This window comes from Serratia grimesii NBRC 13537, assembly GCF_001590905.1.
Classification (GTDB): Bacteria; Pseudomonadota; Gammaproteobacteria; order Enterobacterales; family Enterobacteriaceae; genus Serratia; species Serratia grimesii.
This window is the reverse complement of the sequence record NZ_BCTT01000014.1, coordinates 172,866-194,167: the sequence shown is the minus strand read 5'-3', so window position 1 is coordinate 194,167 and position 21,302 is coordinate 172,866. Positions and strand designations below refer to the sequence as shown.

At 55.5% G+C, this 21,302-nt stretch carries 17 protein-coding genes, 1 tRNA gene and 2 pseudogenes; 13 read left to right on the top strand and 7 right to left on the bottom strand.

All coding sequences use genetic code 11. From position 1 onward, the window contains the following. Positions 1-37: 37 nt before the first annotated feature. On the top strand, positions 38-1,030 hold the full coding sequence (locus SGR01S_RS18225) for an acyltransferase (RefSeq protein ID WP_061808210.1): 993 nt from the start codon (positions 38-40) through the stop codon (positions 1,028-1,030). On the opposite strand, the gene SGR01S_RS18220 is transcribed toward SGR01S_RS18225, so the two are convergent. From SGR01S_RS18220 to xylA, 5 genes are all read right to left on the bottom strand, one after another. Then, positions 1,025-1,948: a GlxA family transcriptional regulator gene (locus SGR01S_RS18220; RefSeq protein WP_037426992.1), complete on the bottom strand. Its 924-nt coding sequence runs from the start codon at positions 1,946-1,948 to the stop codon at positions 1,025-1,027. The genes SGR01S_RS18225 and SGR01S_RS18220 overlap by 6 nt on opposite strands. A 2-nt stretch (positions 1,949-1,950) precedes the next feature. After that, entirely contained in the window at positions 1,951-2,502 is a 552-nt protein-coding gene (locus tag SGR01S_RS18215; RefSeq protein WP_061808209.1) for a cysteine hydrolase family protein, read from the bottom strand. A 100-nt stretch (positions 2,503-2,602) separates the two neighbouring features. After that, the gene (locus SGR01S_RS18210) at positions 2,603-3,997 is read right to left on the bottom strand and encodes an amidohydrolase family protein (protein WP_061808208.1); all 1,395 of its coding nucleotides are present in this window, start codon (positions 3,995-3,997) and stop codon (positions 2,603-2,605) included. Between the two features lie 268 nt (positions 3,998-4,265). Next, on the bottom strand, positions 4,266-5,717 hold the full coding sequence (xylB, locus tag SGR01S_RS18205; protein WP_061808207.1) for a xylulokinase: 1,452 nt from the start codon (positions 5,715-5,717) through the stop codon (positions 4,266-4,268). A gap of 43 nt (positions 5,718-5,760) precedes the next feature. Next, positions 5,761-7,080, bottom strand: coding sequence for a xylose isomerase (gene xylA / locus SGR01S_RS18200; RefSeq protein WP_017891188.1), 1,320 nt, complete (start codon positions 7,078-7,080; stop codon positions 5,761-5,763). Positions 7,081-7,446: 366 nt separating this feature from the next. Between xylA and xylF the strand changes: the two genes are divergently transcribed. The 4 genes from xylF to xylR all read left to right on the top strand — a co-directional run bounded on the left by xylF (position 7,447) and on the right by xylR (position 12,547). Next, a complete protein-coding gene (gene xylF, locus SGR01S_RS18195) occupies positions 7,447-8,442 on the top strand; it encodes a D-xylose ABC transporter substrate-binding protein (protein WP_061808206.1) in 996 nt (331 codons plus the stop codon). A gap of 28 nt (positions 8,443-8,470) precedes the next feature. After that, positions 8,471-10,012: a xylose ABC transporter ATP-binding protein gene (locus SGR01S_RS18190; protein ID WP_061808205.1), complete on the top strand. Its 1,542-nt coding sequence runs from the start codon at positions 8,471-8,473 to the stop codon at positions 10,010-10,012. After that, the gene (gene xylH, locus SGR01S_RS18185; RefSeq protein ID WP_061808204.1) at positions 9,990-11,174 is read left to right on the top strand and encodes a xylose ABC transporter permease XylH; all 1,185 of its coding nucleotides are present in this window, start codon (positions 9,990-9,992) and stop codon (positions 11,172-11,174) included. The genes SGR01S_RS18190 and xylH overlap by 23 nt, the downstream gene beginning before the upstream one ends. 194 nt (positions 11,175-11,368) lie before the next feature. After that, the gene (gene xylR, locus SGR01S_RS18180; RefSeq protein WP_061808203.1) at positions 11,369-12,547 is read left to right on the top strand and encodes a D-xylose utilization transcriptional activator XylR; all 1,179 of its coding nucleotides are present in this window, start codon (positions 11,369-11,371) and stop codon (positions 12,545-12,547) included. A gap of 33 nt (positions 12,548-12,580) precedes the next feature. Here xylR and SGR01S_RS18175 read toward each other — a convergent pair whose 3' ends face one another. Next, positions 12,581-13,435 carry a LysR family transcriptional regulator gene (locus tag SGR01S_RS18175; protein ID WP_061808202.1) on the bottom strand — a complete coding sequence of 285 codons (855 nt, stop codon included), beginning with the start codon at positions 13,433-13,435 and terminating at the stop codon, positions 12,581-12,583. Positions 13,436-13,561: 126 nt separating this feature from the next. Here SGR01S_RS18175 and SGR01S_RS18170 point away from each other — a divergent pair, with 126 nt between their 5' ends. From SGR01S_RS18170 to SGR01S_RS24260, 3 genes are all read left to right on the top strand, one after another. After that, on the top strand, positions 13,562-14,761 hold the full coding sequence (locus tag SGR01S_RS18170; RefSeq protein ID WP_061808201.1) for a CynX/NimT family MFS transporter: 1,200 nt from the start codon (positions 13,562-13,564) through the stop codon (positions 14,759-14,761). A gap of 76 nt (positions 14,762-14,837) precedes the next feature. Beyond that, the gene (locus SGR01S_RS18165; RefSeq protein ID WP_061808200.1) at positions 14,838-16,184 is read left to right on the top strand and encodes an esterase-like activity of phytase family protein; all 1,347 of its coding nucleotides are present in this window, start codon (positions 14,838-14,840) and stop codon (positions 16,182-16,184) included. A 101-nt stretch (positions 16,185-16,285) separates the two neighbouring features. Then, positions 16,286-16,380 (top strand) — tRNA-Sec (locus tag SGR01S_RS24260). A 194-nt stretch (positions 16,381-16,574) separates the two neighbouring features. Here the strand turns inward: SGR01S_RS24260 and SGR01S_RS18155 are convergent. After that, on the bottom strand, positions 16,575-17,309 hold the full coding sequence (locus SGR01S_RS18155; protein WP_061808198.1) for a transporter substrate-binding domain-containing protein: 735 nt from the start codon (positions 17,307-17,309) through the stop codon (positions 16,575-16,577). A gap of 315 nt (positions 17,310-17,624) precedes the next feature. Between SGR01S_RS18155 and SGR01S_RS18150 the strand changes: the two genes are divergently transcribed. From SGR01S_RS18150 to SGR01S_RS18135, 5 genes and pseudogenes are all read left to right on the top strand, one after another. After that, the gene (locus SGR01S_RS18150) at positions 17,625-19,058 is read left to right on the top strand and encodes an aminotransferase-like domain-containing protein (RefSeq protein WP_061808197.1); all 1,434 of its coding nucleotides are present in this window, start codon (positions 17,625-17,627) and stop codon (positions 19,056-19,058) included. 72 nt (positions 19,059-19,130) lie between these two features. Continuing rightward, positions 19,131-19,220, top strand: a pseudogene (locus SGR01S_RS24665) (type IV toxin-antitoxin system YeeU family antitoxin); the annotation flags it as partial. A 112-nt stretch (positions 19,221-19,332) separates the two neighbouring features. Further along, a pseudogene (locus SGR01S_RS18145) lies at positions 19,333-19,569 on the top strand (DUF4942 domain-containing protein); the annotation flags it as partial. Positions 19,570-19,806: 237 nt separating this feature from the next. Continuing rightward, positions 19,807-20,130 (top strand): DUF3302 domain-containing protein, encoded by a 324-nt coding sequence (locus SGR01S_RS18140; protein WP_037426114.1) that lies wholly within the window; start codon positions 19,807-19,809, stop codon positions 20,128-20,130. Positions 20,131-20,135: 5 nt separating this feature from the next. Beyond that, a complete protein-coding gene (locus SGR01S_RS18135; RefSeq protein WP_061808195.1) occupies positions 20,136-21,272 on the top strand; it encodes an HlyD family secretion protein in 1,137 nt (378 codons plus the stop codon). Positions 21,273-21,302: the final 30 nt, after the last annotated feature.

Sequence of the window (21,302 nt, the reverse complement as noted above, 5' to 3'; positions counted from 1 at the left end):
TTTAACAGACGAAGATGACAACACTGCGGGCGACCTTTTGAGTAATAAAATTGGCTGGATAGATAACTTGCGTGCGGTGGCGTGCATGATGGTGGTGATGATCCACGCGACCACCTATTACGTCACCAGTGGTGTGACGGTGGGTGAGCATAACTGGGATATTGCCAACGTGCTGAATTCGATGTCGCGCGTCTCGGTGCCGCTGTTTTTCATGATTTCCGGCTATCTGTTTTTTGGTGAGAAAAGTGCCGGGAAAAAGCATTTCATCCGCATTGGTTGCTGCATCTTGTTCTACAGCGCGATAGCACTGATCTATATTGCTGCGTTTACTAAAATCGGCTTCTGGCCGTCGCTGCGCGGCATACTGTTGAAACCGGTGTTTTACCACCTGTGGTTCTTCTATGCGATTGCAGTGATTTATTTGCTATCACCGCTGATCAACGTCAAACCGGTATCACGTCGCTATCTGGCCGGCGTGCTGGTGATCCTGGCTGTTATCGCCAACCCCAATACCCATTCGCTGACGCTAGGTAATACTCACTTACTGCCGGTTAATTTGTATATCTACGGCGATACTTTTTATTACTTGCTGTATGCGTTGGCCGGTCGAGCCATTGGCATGATGAACACTCAGGGCCGTGGTGTTAGTGGGTTGGCGGCATTGGGGTTTGTGCTGAGTGTGGTGTTGATCATTCATGGCACTAAAAACCAGATGTCTATCAACGGCAACTTCGCCGATACCTACTACATCTACTGCGGTCCGTTGGTGTTTATTGCGGCAGTATCGATGTTGATCTGGTTTAAAAACTGTTTGCCGGAGCCGATTGGCTGGTTGAGCGTTTTTTCCCGACATTCGCTGGCGATATACGGTTTTCACGCCTTTATCGTCAACTTTATGCGCAGCCGGCATCTGGAACTGACCTCCTATCCGTTATTAGATATCTTCTGGGTATTCGGTGTGGCGTTGGCGCTCAGCCTGTTGTTGTCGATGGGGTTGCAGAGAATCGACAGCCGACGACTGGTGTCATAACGACATCGAGCTGCGCTGCTGGGCGCGGCGCAGTTGGCGACCAGAGGAAAACCCCGCGGCCAACGCCGCTTTCTCAAGCCCATAGCCTTGTTGCAGGCGCTGTTGCGCCACCGCCAGCCGCAGTTGCTCATGATATTCGCGCACGCTGATGCCGACATGGCTGCGGAATAAGCGCGCCAGATGGCGGCTGCTAACGTGAGCTTTTTCCGCGACTTGTGGCACTGACCATTCGGCCTCCGGTTCGGCGGCCATCACGTCTTGTGCGCGGTGCACCGCCGGGTGCAAATGGTTGCGGTAGCGTAGCCAGGGTGAAAGCTGTGGATCGTCGCCAGAACGGCGAAAATAGACCACCATCTCGCGAGCGATTTCCATCGCCCGTGTGGCACCGCACTGGCGGTTAATCAGGTGCAGCGCCAGATCGATCCCCGCGGTAATGCCAGCGCTGGTGTATATGCTGCGATCTTCAACAAAGATGCGGTTTTCTTTTACTAATGCGGTAGGTGCCTGCTGACGCAGGCGTTCGATCACGTCGTGGTGAGTGGTGCATTGGTGGTTGTCGAGTAAACCCGCCTGTGCTGCTAGTAGTGCCCCGGAACAGACACAGACCAGCGTGATACGTTGCTGTTGCAAGTCAGGTTGCAGTGTTGCAAGCCACCGCCGAGCCTGTTCGGTGGCTTGATGGTTAACGTCACCGGGTGATGTGCTGACACCCGGGATGACCAAAATAGCGTTGTCTTCCAGCCGTTCGGGCAATGGTTGCAACTGACTCAGCGTCATGCCAATAGAACAGGTTATCTGCGGTAGTGGGCTTATGTAGCGCAGGCTGAACTGCCCGGCGAGACGCAGGGTTTCTGCCGGGCCGCTAACGTCCAGTGACAACACGTTGGGCAGCATCAGAAAGTAGACGGCCTGCAGCATGATTACTCCTGTGAGAGTTGCGCCAGCACCTCATCCACACTGGCGAGCTGGGCGAAGCGGTCGACCAGCACGGTCTCAGTATGCCGCTTGAGCTGTTCGGTGGTAAAGACCTCACCGTTGGGATGTTGCATTGGAAAAGTCATTGTGGCTTCGGTAACGAAAGTCACTCGATAGCCAAGATCGGACGCTACTCGGGTGGTGGTTTCGCAGCATTGTTCGGTGCGGATACCGGAGATAATTAAATGATCAATATCCCGTTGGCGCAGCCAGGCGTCCAGGCCGGACTCGGTCAATGCGTTGTGCACGTGTTTGTGTACGGTGATATCGGCCTGATGGTCGAGGAACGGCAAGCGCTTCACCCAGCCGGACGCCAAAGAAAATGGCCCTTGTGGCGACACGTGGAATACATCAACCAGCGCTACACCTTGCTGATGACAACCGTCTATCAGCCGCGTTAGCGCCTGTTGGAAAGCGGGAAGATCGTCCTCTTGCCAGAATGGACGGTGCTGGAATGATTGTTGAACATCAATGATCAATAACGCGCTATGTGACATTTTCGGCCCTCCGCCAATTAGGTATAACGCCATACTGCGCCGTTATCCTGTAGAGCAGAAGGCCAAAAACGGCCATCATAGTGGCATCAGCGGACCAGCATCAGGCTTTGCCAACCTGACCTGCCACCAATCGCCCTTGATGGAAGGTGGTGCGGCGTGTCGGCAGACGGGCCACGGCTTCGGCGGAGCAACTGGCGTCAATCAGCACGAACTCTGCGTTGTCCCCGGCTTTGGGCCACACCCGTTGACCTTTGTCATTCAGCGGCAGCACACCGCCAGTGGAAATCGCCATGGCGCGTGACAGATGGAATTCGTCGGAACCCCGGTAGAGTTGGGCGTAAAGGTTGGCTTTTTCCAGAATATCGCCAGTACCAAAAGGTGACCAATGGTCGATCACGCTGTCGGTTCCGGTCATCACAAATACTCCTTTTTCACTGAGCTGCGGCAGTGGCATCATCAGCCCACCAATCGGTACCGTTGAGGCGATAGTGATTTGCTGCGCAGCCAGTCGGGTGGCGGTTTCTTCTAATTCGTTCGGATTCAGCACTGTCAGAGCGAAGGCATGGCTGATGGTGACTTTACCGCGCAGAGATGGATTTTTTTCTACGGTGGCGATCATGTAGTTGATGGCTGCCACCCCGGCTGGACTGGTTTCATGCAGGTGAATATCGACGCCTTTACCGGTGTCGAGCGCAATCTGGAACATGGCATCCAGCGACTGTTCCATCGCCCCGTCGACATTGGTCGGATCCAGCCCGCCAACGTATTGCACCCCCATCTGCATGGCTTCACGCATCAGTCCATCGACTTTGGAATGCAAAAGCCCGTGCTGCGGGAAGGCGACGATTTCACAGCTGAAATCTGCCTGGTGCTTTTCCAGTGCCCGTTGCAGGTGTTCCAAACTTTTTAGCCCGCTAACCGGATCGATGTTGCAGTGGCTGCGCGCCACGGTGCTGCCTTTGGATTGCAACAGGGCAATCAAATTTTCTGCGCGCTGTTGCGAAGTGGGCAGCAATTTGGGGATCAATGTTTGTTCCAGCGCAATCATATCCATGATGGTTTTGCCCTGGCGCGGGCGCGGTGCCTGCCATGGGCCGCTGTAAAAGGTCTTATCCAGATGGATATGCATATCGCGAAATGCCGGTAACAGCAATTGGCCCTGTGCCTGATAGCACGGTACGCCAGCGGGTGCCGACGCATCCTTCGGGTGGATAGCTGCAATTTTTCCGTCTTTGATTTCAAGCTGATAGTGCGCGGTGCGGGTGCCGATGACGGTGTCGCCATCGTACTCAAAACCCTCTTCCAGCCGAACGTCGCTCAGCCAATAGTGGCTGTCGGTCAGGGTCATAGGTGTGGTCTCTGGTATACATGTGCTGCTCGTTGGTGTGGCGGCTTGTGCCACGCCCCCTGTCAGGCCGATTACCGCACAGGCGGTGGTGATTTTGCCGGTTTGGCTGAGGAAAGCTCTGCGGCTTTGTTGTTGGTTTTTTTCCACGTTCAGTTCCTTATCCAGAGGTGAGGTGCGTCAAAAGACAGCCACCAATTTAGGAGAGGAGCAGACGGGTTGGCAGTGACATTTGCCACTGGAGACTATTCGATTTGGCAATAATAAGGGGCAGAGCTAGTGCCTTCCGGCATTATACCCAAGATAATTGGAGCTGCATCGCGGCGGCAACTGCGCGAGTTCCCAGGAGCATAGTCCACTATGTGACTGGGGCGAGTAATGGCAGCCAACAAAGATGCAGCTTCAAGTATGCAGGGTATTACATCAGCGGCAACAAGCGAGTATAGAGTTCGCGGAAGGTACTGCGTTGTTCAGCGTACTGCTGGTGGCGCTCGGCATCAGGGGTATGTACCTGCTCCAGCGGCAACTCTGGCAGCAGTTCACCGAGTGAACGTTGCGGGTTCAGTGCGATCTGGGCCAGCCGTGCGGCCCCCAGCGCAGGGCCGACGTCGCCGCCGGTGCGGTATTCCAGCCGTTGGCCGCTGATATCCGCCAGCATTTGCCGCCAGAACGGGCTACGCGCGCCGCCGCCAATCAGGGTGATGCCAGAAGGTTGTAGACCACTGGCATGCAGTACATCCATACCGTCCGCCAGGGCGAAACAGACGCCTTCCAGCACCGCACGAGCCAGATCGTTCGGCCCATGTTGGTGGGTGAGGCCCCAGAATGCCCCCTTGGCGTTTGGATTGTTATGTGGCGTCCGTTCGCCGGACAGGTAGGGCAGAAACCACAGCGGGGCCACCGCCGGTGGTGCCTGTTCGACATTGCGAAGCAGGGTGGCAACGTCTTCGACGTTAGTCAGTTTGCAAACCCAGTCCAGACAGGATGCGGCGCTTAGCGTCACCGACATCAGGTGCCAGGTGTCGGGCAGCGCATGGCAGAAGCTGTGCACTGCGCTGGCCGGGTTGCTGAGAAAGCCGTCGCTGACGGCAAAATAAACCCCCGAGGTACCGAGCGACAGCATTGCCTGCCCGGCCTGATATAGCCCCACACCGATCGCCCCGGCGGCATTATCGCCGCCACCGGCCACGACAGGCACCGGGGACATGCCCCAGCGCCGGGCCAGTTCGGTATGGGTTTGCCCTGTGACCTGATTACCCTCGAACAGTTGCGGCATCTGGCTGCGGTTCAGGCCGCAGGCGGCCAACATCTCGTCGCTCCAGTCGCGCTGCGCCACGTTCAGCCAGCCGGTGCCGGCAGCGTCCGACATGTCGCTGGCGAAATCGCCGGTGATGCACCAGCGTAGGTAATCTTTGGGTAACAACACCTTATCAATGCGATCAAACACCTTGGGTTCGTGTTGTTGCACCCACAGCAGTTTAGGGGCGGTGAAGCCCGGCATCATCAGGTTGCCGGTGATTTGCCGCGATTGCGGCACCGCCTGTTCCAGCGCCTGGCATTGCGCGCCGCTTCTGCCGTCATTCCACAAAATGGCCGGGCGTAGCACCTGTTGCCGTGCGTCCAACAGGGTGGCGCCGTGCATCTGGCCGCTGAGACCGATGGCCTTCACCTGTTGCAGGCTGTGCTGCTTGCCCAGCGCCAGCATGGCGCGATCGGTGGCGTGCCACCAGCCCTGCGGGGCCTGCTCTGACCATAAGGGATGCGGGCGGGAGATGGGCAGCGACTCACCGTGGCTGGCGAGCAATTGGCCCTGCTCACTGAGCAAGATGACTTTTACGCCGGACGTGCCGAGGTCGATGCCGATATACATGAAAAAGATCCTTAAAGGCGCGGCGAGTGCCGCGCGGGGTCAGTTAGCCGAACAAATAGCGGTTCATCAGGTTTTCGAGCTGTTCCTGGCGGCCGCTGACGTGCTGTGGTGCCAGTGCATGTCCTTCAGCGTACTGTGCCAGCGCCTCGAGCGACAGTTTGCCCTGCAAAATTTGCTGGCCCAATTCACCATTCCAGCCGGCATAGCGTTTTGACACCTGCTGATGCAACTGGCCGTCGGTCACCATTTTTGCCGCGACCTTCAGCGCCAGTGCCATGGTATCCATAGCCCCAATATGGCCATAGAACAGGTCGTATTTGTCGGTGCTTTGACGGCGCACCTTGGCATCGAAGTTAAGCCCGCCAGTGGTAAAGCCCCCGGCCTTGAGAATTTCGAACATCACCAGGGCGTTCTCTTCCACGCTGATCGGGAACTGGTCGGTATCCCAGCCCAACTGGGGGTCACCCCGGTTGGCATCGACGGAACCAAAGATGCCGAGTGCAATGGCGGTGGCGATCTCATGGTGGAACGAATGGCCTGCCAGCGTGGCGTGGTTGGCCTCGATATTCACCTTGATCTCTTTTTCCAGACCGAACTGCTTGAGGAAGCCGTAAACGGTGGCGACGTCGTAATCGTATTGATGCTTGGTCGGCTCCTGGGGTTTGGGCTCGATTAGCAAGGTGCCCTGGAAACCGGTTTTGTGCTTGTGCTCCACCACCATCTGCATAAAGCGACCAATTTGCTCACGTTCCTGGCGCAGATCGGTGTTCAGTAAGGTTTCATAGCCTTCACGGCCGCCCCACAGCACGTAGTTTTCACCGCCCAGACGCTGGGTAGCATTCATGGCGGTGAACACCTGGGTGGCCGCCCAACTGAAGACTTCCGGATCCGGATTGGTGGCCGCACCGGCACCGTAACGCGGATGGGTAAAGCAGTTGGCGGTGCCCCACAGCAATTTCACGCCGCTACTGTGCTGCTTTTCCTCCAGCACGTCAGTCATGACTGCGAAGTTGTGCAGATACTCTTTCAGTGAGGCGCCTTCCGGCGAGACATCGACGTCATGGAAGCAATAATAGGGGACGTTCAGCTTGTGGAAAAACTCGAACGCCACGTCGGCTTTACGTTTTGCTAACGTCAGTGCGTCGCCCGGCTGCTGCCAGGGGCGATCGAACGAGCCGACGCCGAACATGTCCGCACCGTTCCAGCAGAAGGTGTGCCAGTAGCAGGCGGCAAAGCGCAGGTGTTCCGCCATGCGCTTGCCGAGCACCAGTTCATCCGGGTTGTAATGATGAAAGGCCAGCGGATTATTACTGGTGGGACCTTCGTAGCGCACTTGCTCAAGCTGATCAAAATAAGATTGCATTATCGACTCCTGGGTAGCAATGCCCGGTTTACGGGATGGCTTTATCTTCGGAGTTTGCGACAGGCTGCTCAATTACGTTATTTCACAGTTAAATTCACAGAATTATTAAATGTGCGACAGATCTCATAATCGGTTATTACCCGCAGTTTATTTAAGGCTTAATTCATTTTTATTTGTCGACCTGCTGCTTTTCAGCGTGAAAGCATGACCGCCATCATAAAAACAACATTAAACCAAAAATCATAATTGGCCGGTAAAAATCAGTAATTGCTGAATATTAAATAACCGATAACAATCCGCTCTAAGCTGGGTAACCGGCCCGTTTCAATTATTACCCCTACCCGTTAAATAACAAAGGTATATAAGATGAAATTCAAACCTGTGTTCCTTTCGGTCTGCGCGCTGCTGGCGCTGGCCAGCCAACCGGCATTCAGCAAAGAAGTCAAAATCGGCATGGCTATCGACGATCTGCGCCTGGAGCGCTGGCAAAAGGACCGCGACATCTTCGTCAGCAAAGCCAAATCGCTGGGGGCGGATGTGTTTGTTCAGTCGGCCAATGGCAATGAAGAAACCCAGATGGCGCAGATTGAAAACATGATCAACCGTGGCGTCGACGTGCTGGTGATTATTCCCTACAACGGCAAGGTATTGAGCAATGTCATCAGCGAAGCCAAACGGGAAGGCATTAAGGTGCTGGCTTACGATCGCATGATCAATAACGCCGATATCGATTTTTACATCTCCTTTGATAATGAAAAAGTCGGTGAGCTGCAGGCGCAAAGCCTGGTGCAACGGGTACCACAGGGCAATTATTTCCTGATGGGCGGCTCGCCGGTGGATAACAACGCCAAGCTGTTCCGCCAGGGGCAGATGAAGGTGCTGCAACCGCTGATTGACGGTGGGAAAATCAAGGTGGTGGGCGATCAGTGGGTCGACGGATGGTTGCCGGAAAACGCATTAAAAATCATGGAAAATGCGCTGACCGCCAACAATAACAAGATTGACGCGGTAGTGGCGTCCAACGATGCCACCGCCGGCGGCGCGATCCAGGCGCTGGCCGCGCAGGGCCTGGCGGGCAAGGTGGCTATTTCCGGTCAGGATGCCGATTTGGCTGCGGTGAAGCGTATTGTCGCCGGTACCCAGACCATGACGGTGTATAAGCCGATCAGCAAGCTGGCTGACGAGGCGGCGGGCATCGCGGTGCAACTGGGCAAGGGTGAACAGCCGAAGGCCAATGCCACATTAAATAACGGCAGCAAAGACGTGCCGTCCTGGTTATTAACCCCTATTCCGGTCGATAAATCGAATATCGACAGCACCATTGTTGCCGACGGTTTCCACAAAAAATCCGAGATTAATTAATTCCGCTAACCGGTAATACGGGGGAATAATGCCCAGCCTATTAGAAATGAAAAATATCACCATGCAGTTTGGTGTGGTCAAGGCGGTAGATAATGTCAGCCTGAAGTTAGAGGCAGGCCAGGTATTATCGCTGTGTGGTGAAAACGGTTCGGGAAAATCCACCCTGATGAAAGTGCTGTGCGGTATATATCCGCACGGCAGTTATCAGGGCGATATTTATTTCTCTGATGATTTATTAGCGGCGAAAAATATTCGCGATACCGAGCAGAAAGGCATCGCCATCATTCATCAGGAGCTGGCGCTGGTGAAGCAGATGACGGTGCTGGAAAACATGTTTCTCGGCAATGAGTGGCGTCGATACGGCGTAATGGATTATGACGCCATGTATCTGCGCTGCCGACGAATGCTGGCGCAGGTCAAGCTGGAGGTGGATCCCAATACCCCCATCGGCGAACTGGGCCTGGGGCAGCAACAGCTGGTGGAGATCGCCAAGGCGCTGAACAAGCAGGTGCGGCTGCTGGTGCTCGATGAGCCGACGGCGTCGCTGACCGAAAGTGAAACCGCTACGCTGCTGGCGATCATCGAGGATCTACGCGATCACGGCATCGCCTGCATTTACATTTCGCACAAGTTGAATGAGGTGAAGGCGATCTCGGATCTGATCTGCGTGATCCGCGATGGCAAGCATATAGGTACGCGCCAGGCAGCGGAAATGAGCGAGGACGACATTATCGCCATGATGGTTGGGCGCGAATTAACCGAGCTCTATCCGCAGGAACAACATGATATCGGCGAGGTGATCCTGCAGGTGGACAATCTCACCGCCTGGCACCCGGTGAACCGTCACGTTCGTCGGGTGGACGATGTCTCATTCAGCCTGCGGCGCGGCGAAATCCTCGGTGTCGCCGGGCTGGTCGGCTCCGGGCGCACCGAAACCATGCAGTGCCTGTTCGGCGTCTACCCTGGCCGCTGGCAGGGGAGTATTAGCCTCAATGGCCAGCCGGCCGTCATCAACAATTGCCGCCAGGCGATGCGATATGGCATTGCCATGGTGCCGGAAGATCGCAAGCGTGATGGCATCGTGCCGGTGATGGGGGTAGGGGCCAACATGACGTTGGCGGCGCTGAGCGATTTTAGCGGCGTGCTGACGGTGATTGATGATGCCCGGGAACAGGCGACCATTCGCCAATCGCTGGCGCAGTTAAAAGTGAAGACTTCCTCGCCCGACTTGGCGATAGCTCGGCTGAGTGGCGGTAACCAGCAGAAGGCCATACTTGCCAAGTGCCTGCTGCTGAAACCGAAAATTCTCATTCTGGATGAGCCGACGCGCGGTATCGATATCGGTGCCAAACACGAAATCTATAAGTTAATCAATCAGCTGGTGCAGCAGGGTATTTCGGTGATCGTGGTGTCTTCGGAGCTGCCAGAAGTATTGGGATTAAGCGATCGGGTATTGGTGATGCACCAGGGGCGTATCAAGGCTTCGTTGGTCAACCAGGGTCTGACCCAGGAACAGGTGATGGAAGCCGCATTGAGGAGTGAAACAGATGTCGAAAAACACGCAGTCTGAAGAGATCGTGCCGGCAATGGTGGAGAAAAAACCCATAGTGAAACTAAAATCCATCAATTTGCAGGTGTTTGTGATGTTGGCGGCGATAGTCGTCATTATGCTGTTCTTTACCTTTACCACCGAAGGGGCCTATCTCAGCGCGCGTAATATTTCCAACCTGCTGCGCCAAACGGCGATCACCGGCATTTTGGCGGTCGGTATGGTGTTCGTGATTGTTTCGGCAGAAATCGATCTGTCGGTCGGTTCAATGATGGGCCTGCTGGGTGGGGCAGCGGCGATTTTTGACGTCTGGCTGGGTTGGCCATTGCCGCTGACCATCGTGGTGACGCTGCTGGCCGGCCTGCTGTTAGGGGCCTGGAACGGTTGGTGGGTTGCTTATCGTAAGGTTCCGTCGTTTATCGTCACCCTGGCCGGGATGCTGGCCTTTCGCGGCATCCTGATCGGCATCACCAATGGCACCACAGTCGCGCCGACCAGCGGGGCGATGTCGCAAATTGGCCAGAGCTATTTGCCGAACGGCCTGGGTTTTGGCATCGGTGCCGTTGGGTTGATGCTGTTTGTCGCCTGGCAGTGGTGGCGGCGCAGTCGGCGTGCCCAACTGGGTTTGCCGGTGGCGACAGCCGGCGGTGATGTCACCCGACAAAGCATTTTGGCGCTGCTGGTGCTTGGCGCCATCTATTTGCTCAATGATTACCGCGGGGTACCGACGCCGGTGCTGATCCTCACCGCACTGATGTTGGCGGGGATATTTATGGCCACCCGCACCGCTTTTGGCCGTCGGATCTACGCCATCGGCGGCAATATTGACGCCGCGCGGCTGTCGGGCGTTAACGTCGAGCGCACCAAGCTGGCGGTGTTCGCCATCAACGGCCTGATGGTAGCGATTGCCGGGTTGATCCTCAGTTCGCGTCTGGGGGCCGGTTCGCCTTCGGCGGGCAATATTGCCGAGCTGGACGCCATCGCCGCCTGCGTGATTGGCGGCACCAGCCTGGCCGGGGGGATCGGTAGCGTGGCCGGCGCGGTGATGGGCGCATTCATTATGGCGTCGCTGGATAACGGCATGAGCATGCTGGACGTGCCGACTTTCTGGCAGTACATCGTCAAGGGCGCCATTTTGCTGCTGGCGGTATGGATGGACTCCGCCACCAAGCGCCGGGCATAAAAGAATAGCGTCTGAGCTCACAGTTATGAGGTGATGCCTGCTGCTCTCGCAGTTAATACCTGTAGCTTTCAGGTAGCAGCCAGGCGACTCACTCGCCTATCCCAGACATTGTAGGGGCGCTGCATGCTGCGCCCGCTTTAATCGGGGCGAATTTATTCGCCCCCCACAGTCACGGGGGGTTACCGGGGATGCCCATGTTCGAAAAGCGCTTTCGCATTACCTTGCTGTTCAACGCCAATAAAGTGTACGACCGTCAGGTGGTCGAGGGCGTAGGCGAGTATTTACAGGCTTCGCAATGTGACTGGGACATCTTTATCGAAGAGGATTTTCGCTGCCGTATCGACAACATCAAGGACTGGCTGGGCGATGGGGTGATCGCCGATTTCGACGATGGTGCCATCGAGCAACTGCTGCATAACGTCCGGGTGCCGATTGTCGGGGTGGGCGGTTCTTATCACCGTGACGAGGACTATCCGCCGGTGCACTACATTGCCACCGACAATCAGGCGCTGGTGGAGGCGGCATTTAGCCACCTGAAAGAAAAAGGTATTAATCGTTTTGCCTTCTACGGTTTGCCCAGTGAAGGCGGTAAACGCTGGGCGCAGGAGCGTGAGCATGCTTTCCGCCAGCGGGTCGCGCTGGAGCAGTATCAGGGCGTGGTGTATCAGGGCATGGCCACCGCGCCGGATAACTGGCAATACGCGCAGAACCGGTTGGCGGACTGGGTACAGACCCTGCCGCAGCAGACCGGCATCATCGCGGTGACCGATGCGCGGGCGCGCCATTTGCTGCAGGTGTGCGAACATCTGGACATCGCGGTGCCGGAAAAGCTGTGCGTGATCGGCATCGACAATGAAGAACTGACGCGTTACCTGTCGCGGGTGGCGCTGTCTTCGGTGGCGCAGGGCACCCGCCAGATGGGGTATCGCGCCGCCAAGCTGCTGCACCAACTGCTCGATCGCCGTGAACTGCCGCTGCAGCGCATTCTGGTACCGCCGGTGAAGGTGATTGAACGCCGTTCTACCGATTTCCGCTCGCTGCGCGATCCGGCTGTGATTCAGGCGATGCATTACATCCGCCATCACGCCTGCAAGGGCATCAAGGTCGAGCAGGTGTTGGATGCGATCGGCCTGTCGCGCTCCAACCTGGAAAAACGCTTCAGGGATGAGACCGGCGAAACTATTCACCATGTGATCCATCAGGAAAAGCTGGATCGCGCCCGCAACCTGTTGACGGCTACCTCGTTGACCATCAACGAGATTTCACAGATGTGTGGCTACCCATCGCTGCAATATTTTTATTCGGTATTCAAGAAAGGCTATGACATGACACCCAAAGACTATCGCGAACGCTACGGCGAGGTCGGGTATTAGACTGGGTGCCGCAGTGACGGCTACACTGTTTTTTTATACCAACCCACAAAACGCCTTCAGCCGTTCGGCCAGCGCGGGCGTTGCGGCGGGGGCGCCGTCGCGGTAATACAGCGCTAGCTCAATGTTGTCGATTGGCGGTAACCCTTCGGCGCTGCCCAGTACCCGATGGCTTGGCAAACGACAACCGGCCGGTAACAGCGTTACGCCCAGCCCGGCGGCAGATGCGGCGGTGAGTGCGGCCAGACTGGCGCTGCTGTAGCCGATACGCCACCGCTTGCCGAGGTTATCCAGCGCCTGGCACAGATCATCGCGGTATAACCCATTGAGCGGGAACACTGCCAACGGCACAGGTGATTGTTCGATAGCCGGGAAGGCCAGGCTATCCAGCCACAGTAGCGGTTCCGGCCTGGCTGCGCGCGGTGGTTGGTTACGGCGCTGTTTAACCAAAATCAGGTCCAGCTCTTCACGAGCGTAGGCGTTGTGCAGGTCAGCGCTTAGGCCGCTGGTGACGTCCAGCCGCAGATGCGGATGCGCCCGGCTGAACTCCGCCAGCAGTTCGGTGGTGGGGGCGGCAAAATCCTCCGGCATCCCCAACCGCAGTACGCCGTCACGCCAAATACCGGTTAAGGCGTCGTGCGCTTCTTCATTCAGTGCGATGATCCGCCGCGCATAGCTCAACAGTTTCACCCCTTCTTCGGTGAGGAGTACCTGATGAGACGAGCGTTCAAACAGTGGCTTGCCCAGCATCTCCTCCAGCCGGCGTACCTGTTGACTAACAGTGGACTGCGACAAAAACACCCGTTCTGCGGCGCGGGTAAAACTGTTGCTGTCACACACTGCGACAAAGCTGAGCAGTAACTGCGGATTAAACATCGGGTAGCGATTCATTTTCCCACTGTTAGCTATTTTATTATTTAATTTCCCAATACTAACGGTGGAGCCTAGAGTAAGGCAACGTTGTGGCGGTGACTCTGTGACCCCGCACTCTTCATCCCGGAAGTTCAGGAATAGACCGTGTTAAATCATTTTGCAGTTCCCCCCCTTTTACGCCGTTGGTTCAACCCCCTGCTGTGGGCACTGGTGCTCATTGGTTTGAATATGCGACCGTTGCTGACCTCGATCGGCCCGTTGTTGCCGACGTTGCGACAGGCCACCGGCCTGAGTTTTGGCGGGGCAGCACTGCTGACCACCTTGCCAGTATTGATGATGGGGTTGATGGCGCTGGCTGGCGGGGCGATCAACCGCCTGTTCGACGAGCGTACCAGCGTAGTGTTGAGCTTACTGGCGATTGGTGTGGGTGCTGCCTGGAGGGAACTGGCACCGGGCAGCACGCAATTGCTGCTGAGCGCGGTATTGGGTGGGCTGGGGATTGGGGTGATCCAGGCGGTGATGCCCGGCATTATCAAACATCACTTTCTCAAACAGATGGCATTGGTGGCCGGGCTGTGGTCGGCGGCCCTGATGGGCGGTGGTGGCTTGGGGGCGGCGATCACTCCCTGGCTGATGAGTGTCGGCCATGACTGGCACAGTGCATTGGCCTGGTGGGCCGTACCTGCACTGGTGGCGTTAATCGCCTGGTGGCCGGTCAGCCGTGGCCTTGCGCGTCTGACACCGTCCGGAACCTCCTCCGGGCCGAGCCTGTGGTTCAGCCGTCGTGCCTGGTTGCTCGGCGCTTATTTTGGTTTGATCAATGGCGGCTATACCAGCCTGATCGCCTGGCTACCGCCCTATTACATGCAGCTTGGCTGGCAGCCGCAAGCCAGCGGATCTTTGTTGGCATTGATGACCTTTGGGCAGGTGGTGGGGGCTTTGTTGTTGCCGGCGCTGGCGCGCTCGGCGGATCGCCGCCCATTGTTATTACTGGCATTAGCCATGCAGTTGATCGGCTTCGTTGGCCTGATTTATTTACCGCAGACGTTGCCGTGGGTCTGGGTGCTACTGTCCGGTTTGGGGCTGGGCGGCGCCTTCCCGTTGTGTCTGGTATTGGCGCTCGATCATATCCCACACCCGGCGGCCGCGGGGCGGTTGGTGGCCTTTATGCAGGGCATTGGCTTCCTGCTGGCGGGTGCTACGCCTTATATTTCCGGGGTGCTGCGTGATTACAGCGGCGGTTTTGTACTGGATTGGCAAATCCATGCGTTGCTGGTGGTGGTATTGATTGCGATCACCTGGTGCTTCCATCCGCACAGCTACCGGCGGGCGTTCGCCGAATAATATTACTGTCATTGCGGCTCCCTATAGTGACGTTGCTTTTACCTCTGGGCAATAACAACAAAAAGGGAACCATGACATGCACATCACCAAAACCCGTCTGGCGCTATTGGCTGGCTGTATGGCGCTGAGCAGTAATCTATGGGCAGACGCTCAACCGGTGCCAGCAACCTTGGCCGGGCACGCGCTATTAGCCGTTAAATCCAACGTTGCCGCACCGCAGGATGCCCCTAACGATTTGCAGCAAAGTGGTAAATACACCAGTGGCAAACGTGTGACTGAACTGGGTAGCGTGGCGGGCAAATCCGCCGATCGCATGACCGGTATTGGTCTGCCGATCAGTGGCCAGCCGCTACAGGGGCATTCCGGCATCAAACATATGCCTGACGGCACCTACTGGGTACTAACCGACAACGGCTTCGGCAGTAAAGCCAATTCGCCGGATGCCATGCTGTACCTCAATCACTATGAAATTGACTTCAGCAACGGCACGGTGACCCCGTTGGAAACGGTATTCCTGCACGATCCGGACAAAAATGTCCCCTTCCATATCATCAATGAGAGCACCGATAAGCGTTACCTGACCGGTAGCGATTTTGACCCGGAAAGCTTCCAGTTTGCTGACAATGCCCTGTGGATCGGCGACGAGTTCGGCCCCTACCTGATTAAGGCCGATCTGAACGGTAAGGTATTGGCGGTGTTCGATACCAAGGTCGACGGCAAGGTGGTGAAGTCGCCGGATAACCCGACGCTGACCTTGCCGGGTGCACCGGATGGCAAACAGAACTTCCAGGTGGCGCGTTCTAAAGGTTTTGAAGGCATGGCGGCCTCACCGGACGGCAGCAAGTTGTACCCGTTGCTGGAAGGCGCGCTGTGGGACGGTGAAAAATTCGAGAACATCGATGGCAAACGCTACCTGCGGGTGCTGGAGTTTGACGTGAAACAACAGACCTGGACCGGTCGCAGTTGGCAATATGTGTTGGAAGATAACCAGAACGCGATTGGTGATTTCAACATGATCGACGCCACCCATGGTTTGGTGATCGAGCGCGATAATAACGAAGGCACGGCGGACAAAGCCTGCGCTGCTGGCGCCCCCACAGACAACTGCTTCAGTCAGGTGGCGAAGTTCAAGCGAGTGTACAAAATCGCTTTTTCTGACAATAACGTCGGCAAACCGGTCGATAAATTGGCTTATATTGATCTGATGAACATTCAGGACCCAAATAAACTGGCGCGCAAACCGCTGAATAACGGCGTGCTGACTTTCCCGTTCTTCACCATTGAAAATGTGGACGTGGTGGATGGCAGTCATATCATCGTCGGCAACGATAATAACTTCCCGTTCTCCTCCAGCCGCCAGCCAAATGTGGCGGATGACAACGAGTTTATCCTGCTGGACGTGAAAGAACTGTTGAAGCCTTAACCCTGCCTGCCTCCGGCATATTGCCGGAGGCTACCGCTATTTCCCTCTTAGCGCTAAGGGTAAACTGCGCTATAATCAGCCCCTTGCTTCCTGTTCCCGAAGGAAGATCCTCGTCCCCGGTGGGGCGGCCGGACTTCAAATCCGGTTGGGGCCGCCAGCGGTCCTGGGCAGGTTCGACTCCTGTGATCTTCCGCCAATCAGCCTCTACCGACCCCCTGTAGTACCTGATAAAACAAGGTAAATAACCCCACCATTGTCGCCTGAAGGTAAACGGCATCAAGCCCTTTTTGGGGATCAGGTTAATCACCGACGGAAATCTCCTGGAGGATGAATTCAACAAAAGCCGGACGATGTAATGGCGCTCCCCTCTTTGACTGTGCACTCTCCTCGTTATTGCGATTGCGCTACCTCATGGGCCACCACGCCGTCGATCTCTGTGGCAGTGATACCGTACTTCGCCACGCGGGCACGGTGGTCCGCCGAGCCGAGATACACGCGAAGCTGTTTATTGACTGCTTGCAATAAACGCTGGTTAGTCTTGCTGAAAGAGAATGCACCGACGGGTGTCTTACCGTTCTTGTCCATTGCGTGTGCGACAGATTCCAGCCCCGCATGGGCACCCGCGATAGCGCTGTTGCCAAGCGCCGTGGCGGCGAAAGCGTCTATCGTTCCTGCCTGCAAGGCGGCAATAACTTCTGACTGATCTTTGAACAGGATGATCTGGCCATCTTCTACGCCCGCAGCTTTGGCTGAATCAACCTGCACCTGCCCAGGAATGAGGCCCAGACGCGCATCGCCGCGCGCCGCCACGGCTTCGTAGCTCGTCAGCAGTTTCGGATTACCCTGTTGTACTACGAAGCCATCTCCGAGTGCCCAAACAGGTCGGCTGAAGGCCACCTGCTGGGTACGTTCCTCGGTGACGAAGATGGGCACATTCATGTCCCAGCGGCCTTCACTCACGCCGGGAAGCAGTTCCGCGAACGTGGTCAACTGATATTCGATGGAGGTGACACCGATGGCGCGCAGTACCACTTCGGCCAGTTCGACATCGGCACCGACGACAGCCTGGTCGTCGCCTGTCCAATAGAACGGCGGCTCTTCGACGTAGGCAATACGTACTTTCATGGTGTTTCTCCTGTAGTGGATTGGATTCATTCAGTGACGTCACCCTTCACGGCGGACAAGGTTGGGTGCTTCACATCCATCAGTGTGATGATCTCATTGTAAGAGAAGCGTCCGCGTCAAAGGCGTGAAGGAGGCTTCCCTGAGAGGTTTGGGAGCAAGGGCATGGCATCCTTATTTTCGTCGGAATTCAGTCATCTTAGTGAGTACAGCTGAACCGGTACAGACACAATTATCAGTATTTGTACCAGCACAATTTAATTGCAATAACAAGCCGTGGCAGTGACAATGGATGCAACTTTCTGATGATGGCTCCCCGTGGACACACCCGTTTCCTACCTCTATGAACAGTTGGCTGATCTCATTGCCAATATGATTGGCAACGGCGCGTTCGTGCCGGGGGCTCGCTTGCCGTCGGTGCGTTCCATGAGCAAGCAGCACCATGTCAGCATCTCGACTATCCTGCAAACGTACCGACTGCTGGAAGACCGGGGTATGCTCGTCGCGCGGCCACAGTCGGGCTTCTACGTGGCCCCGCAGCGTCGCGGCGCGCTCGCGCTGCCTACCACCTCGCGCCGACGTGCAAAGGCCTCTACTGTGTCGATCAGCGGGGCGGTTTCGGTGCTTCTGGAGCATGCGTCCAGGAGCGAACTCCTGCCTTTCGGCTGCGCGGTGCCCGATGCGATGCTGCTGCAGTCCAAGGGCCTCGATCTCGCGCTCGCACGTGTGGCACGCCGTGACGGTGCACGCCTAAACGTCTATGGTGCTCCGCAGGGCGAATTGAGCCTGCGCTGCGAAATCGCCAAGCGGGCAGTACGCTACGGGCACGCGCTGTCGCCCGACGACGTGGTTCTCACGAATGGTTGTACTGAGGCATTGGCACTCGCGTTGTCGGCCGTGTCCCGACCCGGCGACACCATTGCTGTCGAATCGCCCACCTACATGGGCTTGCTGCACACGCTGGAAATGTTGGGTCTCAAGGCTGTCGAGCTGCCGGTCGATCCTGTACGCGGCATCAGCGTCGATGCGCTCGCCTATCTGCTGGCGACCCAGCCGGTCGCGGCTTGTGTGCTGTCGTCAAGTTTCAACAATCCCCTCGGTTCGTCCATGGCCGAAGCCGACAAGCGAGCACTTCTTGCTGTGTTGGCCCGACACAATGTGCCGCTGATCGAAGACGACGTCTATGGCGACATCTATTTTGGGCGAGAGCGCCCAACACCGTTCATCGCGCTGGATGGTGGTGTACATACAATCTATTGCAGTTCCTTCTCCAAGAGCCTCGCCCCCGGATACCGTGTGGGTTGGGTGGCGACAAGTGCCTACAAGAAACAGGTGATGGATCTTAAGCTCGCCTTCAGCCTCTGCGGAACCGTGCTGCCGCAGGTTGCGGTGGCAGAATTCCTGGCCAGCGGCGCCTACGACCGGCACTTGCGCGGCTTGCGCAAGCTGTTCCAGGATAACTTGGCGCGCATGGCCGGGGCGGTCGAGGCCAGCTTCCCTGCAGAAACGCGGATGAGCCAGCCAGAAGGCGGATTCGTACTCTGGCTCGAATTGCCGAAGCACTTCGATTCGCGCGCGCTGTTCGATGAAGCTCTGGAACATAGAATCTGTTTCGCGCCCGGCGACGTGTTCTCGGCCAGCCGGCGCTTTCGCAACTGCCTGCGCCTGAGCGCCGGTCATGCCTGGAACAAGCAAATCGAAGAAGGTGTGCACCGTTTGGGTCAACTGACACAAGCGCTACTCATGCGCTGATTTGTTTACGCTTCACCAATATAAGCTACAGGAACTAAGCAACCAGGCGGCTGAAAATCGAAGTGTGACTCCGTGTCTTGCACTCGTTTGGTACAGGAGGGAAACCTGCTGCATTATCTGGCTGACCGTGTTGATATCCAGGGCAAGTTCAGTGACGGAGAATGACTTAAACTGAAAGAAGTATTCCCACAATTTATCAGCCAGATGGAATCGATGTGGACCCCCGGTAACTATCGGTAAATGCTACTTCCAGCCTGCTGGAACAGGACCATGGCCTGACGCTGAACGACATGACGTTCCCTCCCGGTTTATGGACTCCATTCGAGATAACCCACATCAACAGGTATTTGAGGTGGATTCATTCTCTATCCGCTATTTCCAGAAAGGTCGTGGGCATATCACGTTCAAACGGTTGGAATTGGTAGAAAAGATGAACGATATCGTAGCGAAGAATTTTCTGGGAGCGGTACCTGCAAGAAAAACCATTTGGGATGCTTATGGAGGTTACTAATTTATCCAACACAAAATATTAGTATAAAATCAATTTGTTAAATATCAAATGTGACTTCTGTGATGCCGTTTTCGTAAATTCCATACGCCACAATAAACCAATGCAGAACGACTGCCACGTCAGTAAACACCTGATAATAAATTTCCTATTAAATAAACTTACCCAGTTTTAGCACAAAGAGCTAAAAACGCGACTATCTTTACCAATGAGCACGGGCTCCGCAAATGAGAGGCAGTTATGTTTCTTAATTACTTCGCGTTGGGTGTACTTATTCTGGTTTTTCTCATTATTTTTTATGGGATTATTATCCTGCATGATATTCCCTATCTTATTGCCAAGGCACGTAACCATCCGCATGCCGATGCGATCCATGTCGCAGGCTGGGTGAGTTTATTCACTCTGCATGTGATCTGGCCGTTTTTATGGATATGGGCTACTTTATACCGCCCAGAGCGTGGTTGGGGTATGCAAAATCAGGAGGCATCGCTCGCACAGTTGCAGCAACGTGTGGCGGAGCTAGAGTTGAAGTTAGTTGATATTAAAACGCCTCCTGCGGAGTAGCCACCATGGATCTGCTCATTATCTTGACGTATGTCGCTTTTGCCTGGTCTATATTTAAAATTTTTAAAATACCGGTAAATAAATGGACTGTGCCCACAGCAGCTTTAGGGGGTGTATTTTTAATTGGTGCGTTAATTCTATTAATGAATTATAACCATCCATATACTGCTCTGGCACAGAAAGCGGTTGTTTCTATCCCTATTACGCCTCAGGTGACTGGCATAGTTAGCGAAGTAACCGATAAACAAAATGTATTAATAAAGAAAGGTGAGGTGCTATTTAAATTGGACCCTGTGCGGTATCATGCTCGCGTCAATCGACTGCAGGCAGATTTGGTCACCGCGATTAATAACACCCAGGTTTTAAAAGGTCAGCTTGATGAAGCCATTGCCAATACGTCTCGGGTCAGTGCCGAACGCGATAGATTATATAAAGACTACCAACGCTATATTAAAGGCAGTCAGGCAAAGGTAAACCCTTTCTCTGAAAGCGATATTGATAACGCCCGGCAGAACTATCTGGCGCAAGATGCGCTAGTAAAGGGGTCGGTGGCTGAACAAGCACAAATAAAAAGCCAGTTAGACAGTGTGGTGAACGGGGAGCAATCTCAAATTGTCAGCCTCAGAGCACAGTTGGCGGAGGCCAAATATAATCTTGATCAAACGGTGATTCGCGCTCCGAGCAACGGGTATATAACCCAGGTGCTCATCCGCCCAGGTACTTACGCAGCGGCTATTCCGCTGCGGCCGGTGATGGTATTTATTCCTGAGCAAAAACGGCAAATCATTGCTCAGTTCCGCCAAAATTCCTTGCTGCGTCTTAAGGCAGGCGACGAGGCCGAGGTGGTGTTCGATGCATTTCCCGGCCAGGTATTCCCCGGTAAATTGATTAGAATTCTTCCGGTAGTCCCCGGTGGATCATACCAGGCTCAGGGGACGCTACAATCGCTGAGTATGGCCACTGGCAGTGACGGTGTACTGGCGGTGATTGAGCTGGCACCCAACAGTGAAATCGATGAGTTGCCGGACGGAATTTTTTCGCAGGTGGCAGTTTACTCCGACCACTTTACCCATGTTGCGGTGATGCGCAAAGTACTGTTACGCATGACCAGTTGGATGCATTATCTCTATCTTGACCATTAGTTATCTATGATAAAGCCGCTTTCTGAGGGG

Excerpts from the sequence above, each read along its gene's own strand:
- SGR01S_RS18220 (WP_037426992.1), bottom strand. The coding sequence starts at position 1,948 with ATGCTGCAGGCCGTCTACTTTCTGATGCTGCCCAACGTGTTGTCACTG.
- SGR01S_RS18215 (WP_061808209.1), bottom strand. The coding sequence starts at position 2,502 with ATGTCACATAGCGCGTTATTGATCATTGATGTTCAACAATCATTCCAG.
- xylB (WP_061808207.1), bottom strand. The coding sequence starts at position 5,717 with ATGTATATCGGCATCGACCTCGGCACGTCCGGCGTAAAAGTCATCTTG.
- xylA (WP_017891188.1), bottom strand. The coding sequence starts at position 7,080 with ATGCAATCTTATTTTGATCAGCTTGAGCAAGTGCGCTACGAAGGTCCC.
- xylF (WP_061808206.1), top strand. The coding sequence starts at position 7,447 with ATGAAATTCAAACCTGTGTTCCTTTCGGTCTGCGCGCTGCTGGCGCTG.
- SGR01S_RS18190 (WP_061808205.1), top strand. The coding sequence starts at position 8,471 with ATGCCCAGCCTATTAGAAATGAAAAATATCACCATGCAGTTTGGTGTG.
- xylH (WP_061808204.1), top strand. The coding sequence starts at position 9,990 with ATGTCGAAAAACACGCAGTCTGAAGAGATCGTGCCGGCAATGGTGGAG.
- xylR (WP_061808203.1), top strand. The coding sequence starts at position 11,369 with ATGTTCGAAAAGCGCTTTCGCATTACCTTGCTGTTCAACGCCAATAAA.
- SGR01S_RS18175 (WP_061808202.1), bottom strand. The coding sequence starts at position 13,435 with ATGAATCGCTACCCGATGTTTAATCCGCAGTTACTGCTCAGCTTTGTC.
- SGR01S_RS18165 (WP_061808200.1), top strand. The coding sequence starts at position 14,838 with ATGCACATCACCAAAACCCGTCTGGCGCTATTGGCTGGCTGTATGGCG.
- SGR01S_RS18155 (WP_061808198.1), bottom strand. The coding sequence starts at position 17,309 with ATGAAAGTACGTATTGCCTACGTCGAAGAGCCGCCGTTCTATTGGACA.
- SGR01S_RS18140 (WP_037426114.1), top strand. The coding sequence starts at position 19,807 with ATGTTTCTTAATTACTTCGCGTTGGGTGTACTTATTCTGGTTTTTCTC.
- SGR01S_RS18135 (WP_061808195.1), top strand. The coding sequence starts at position 20,136 with ATGGATCTGCTCATTATCTTGACGTATGTCGCTTTTGCCTGGTCTATA.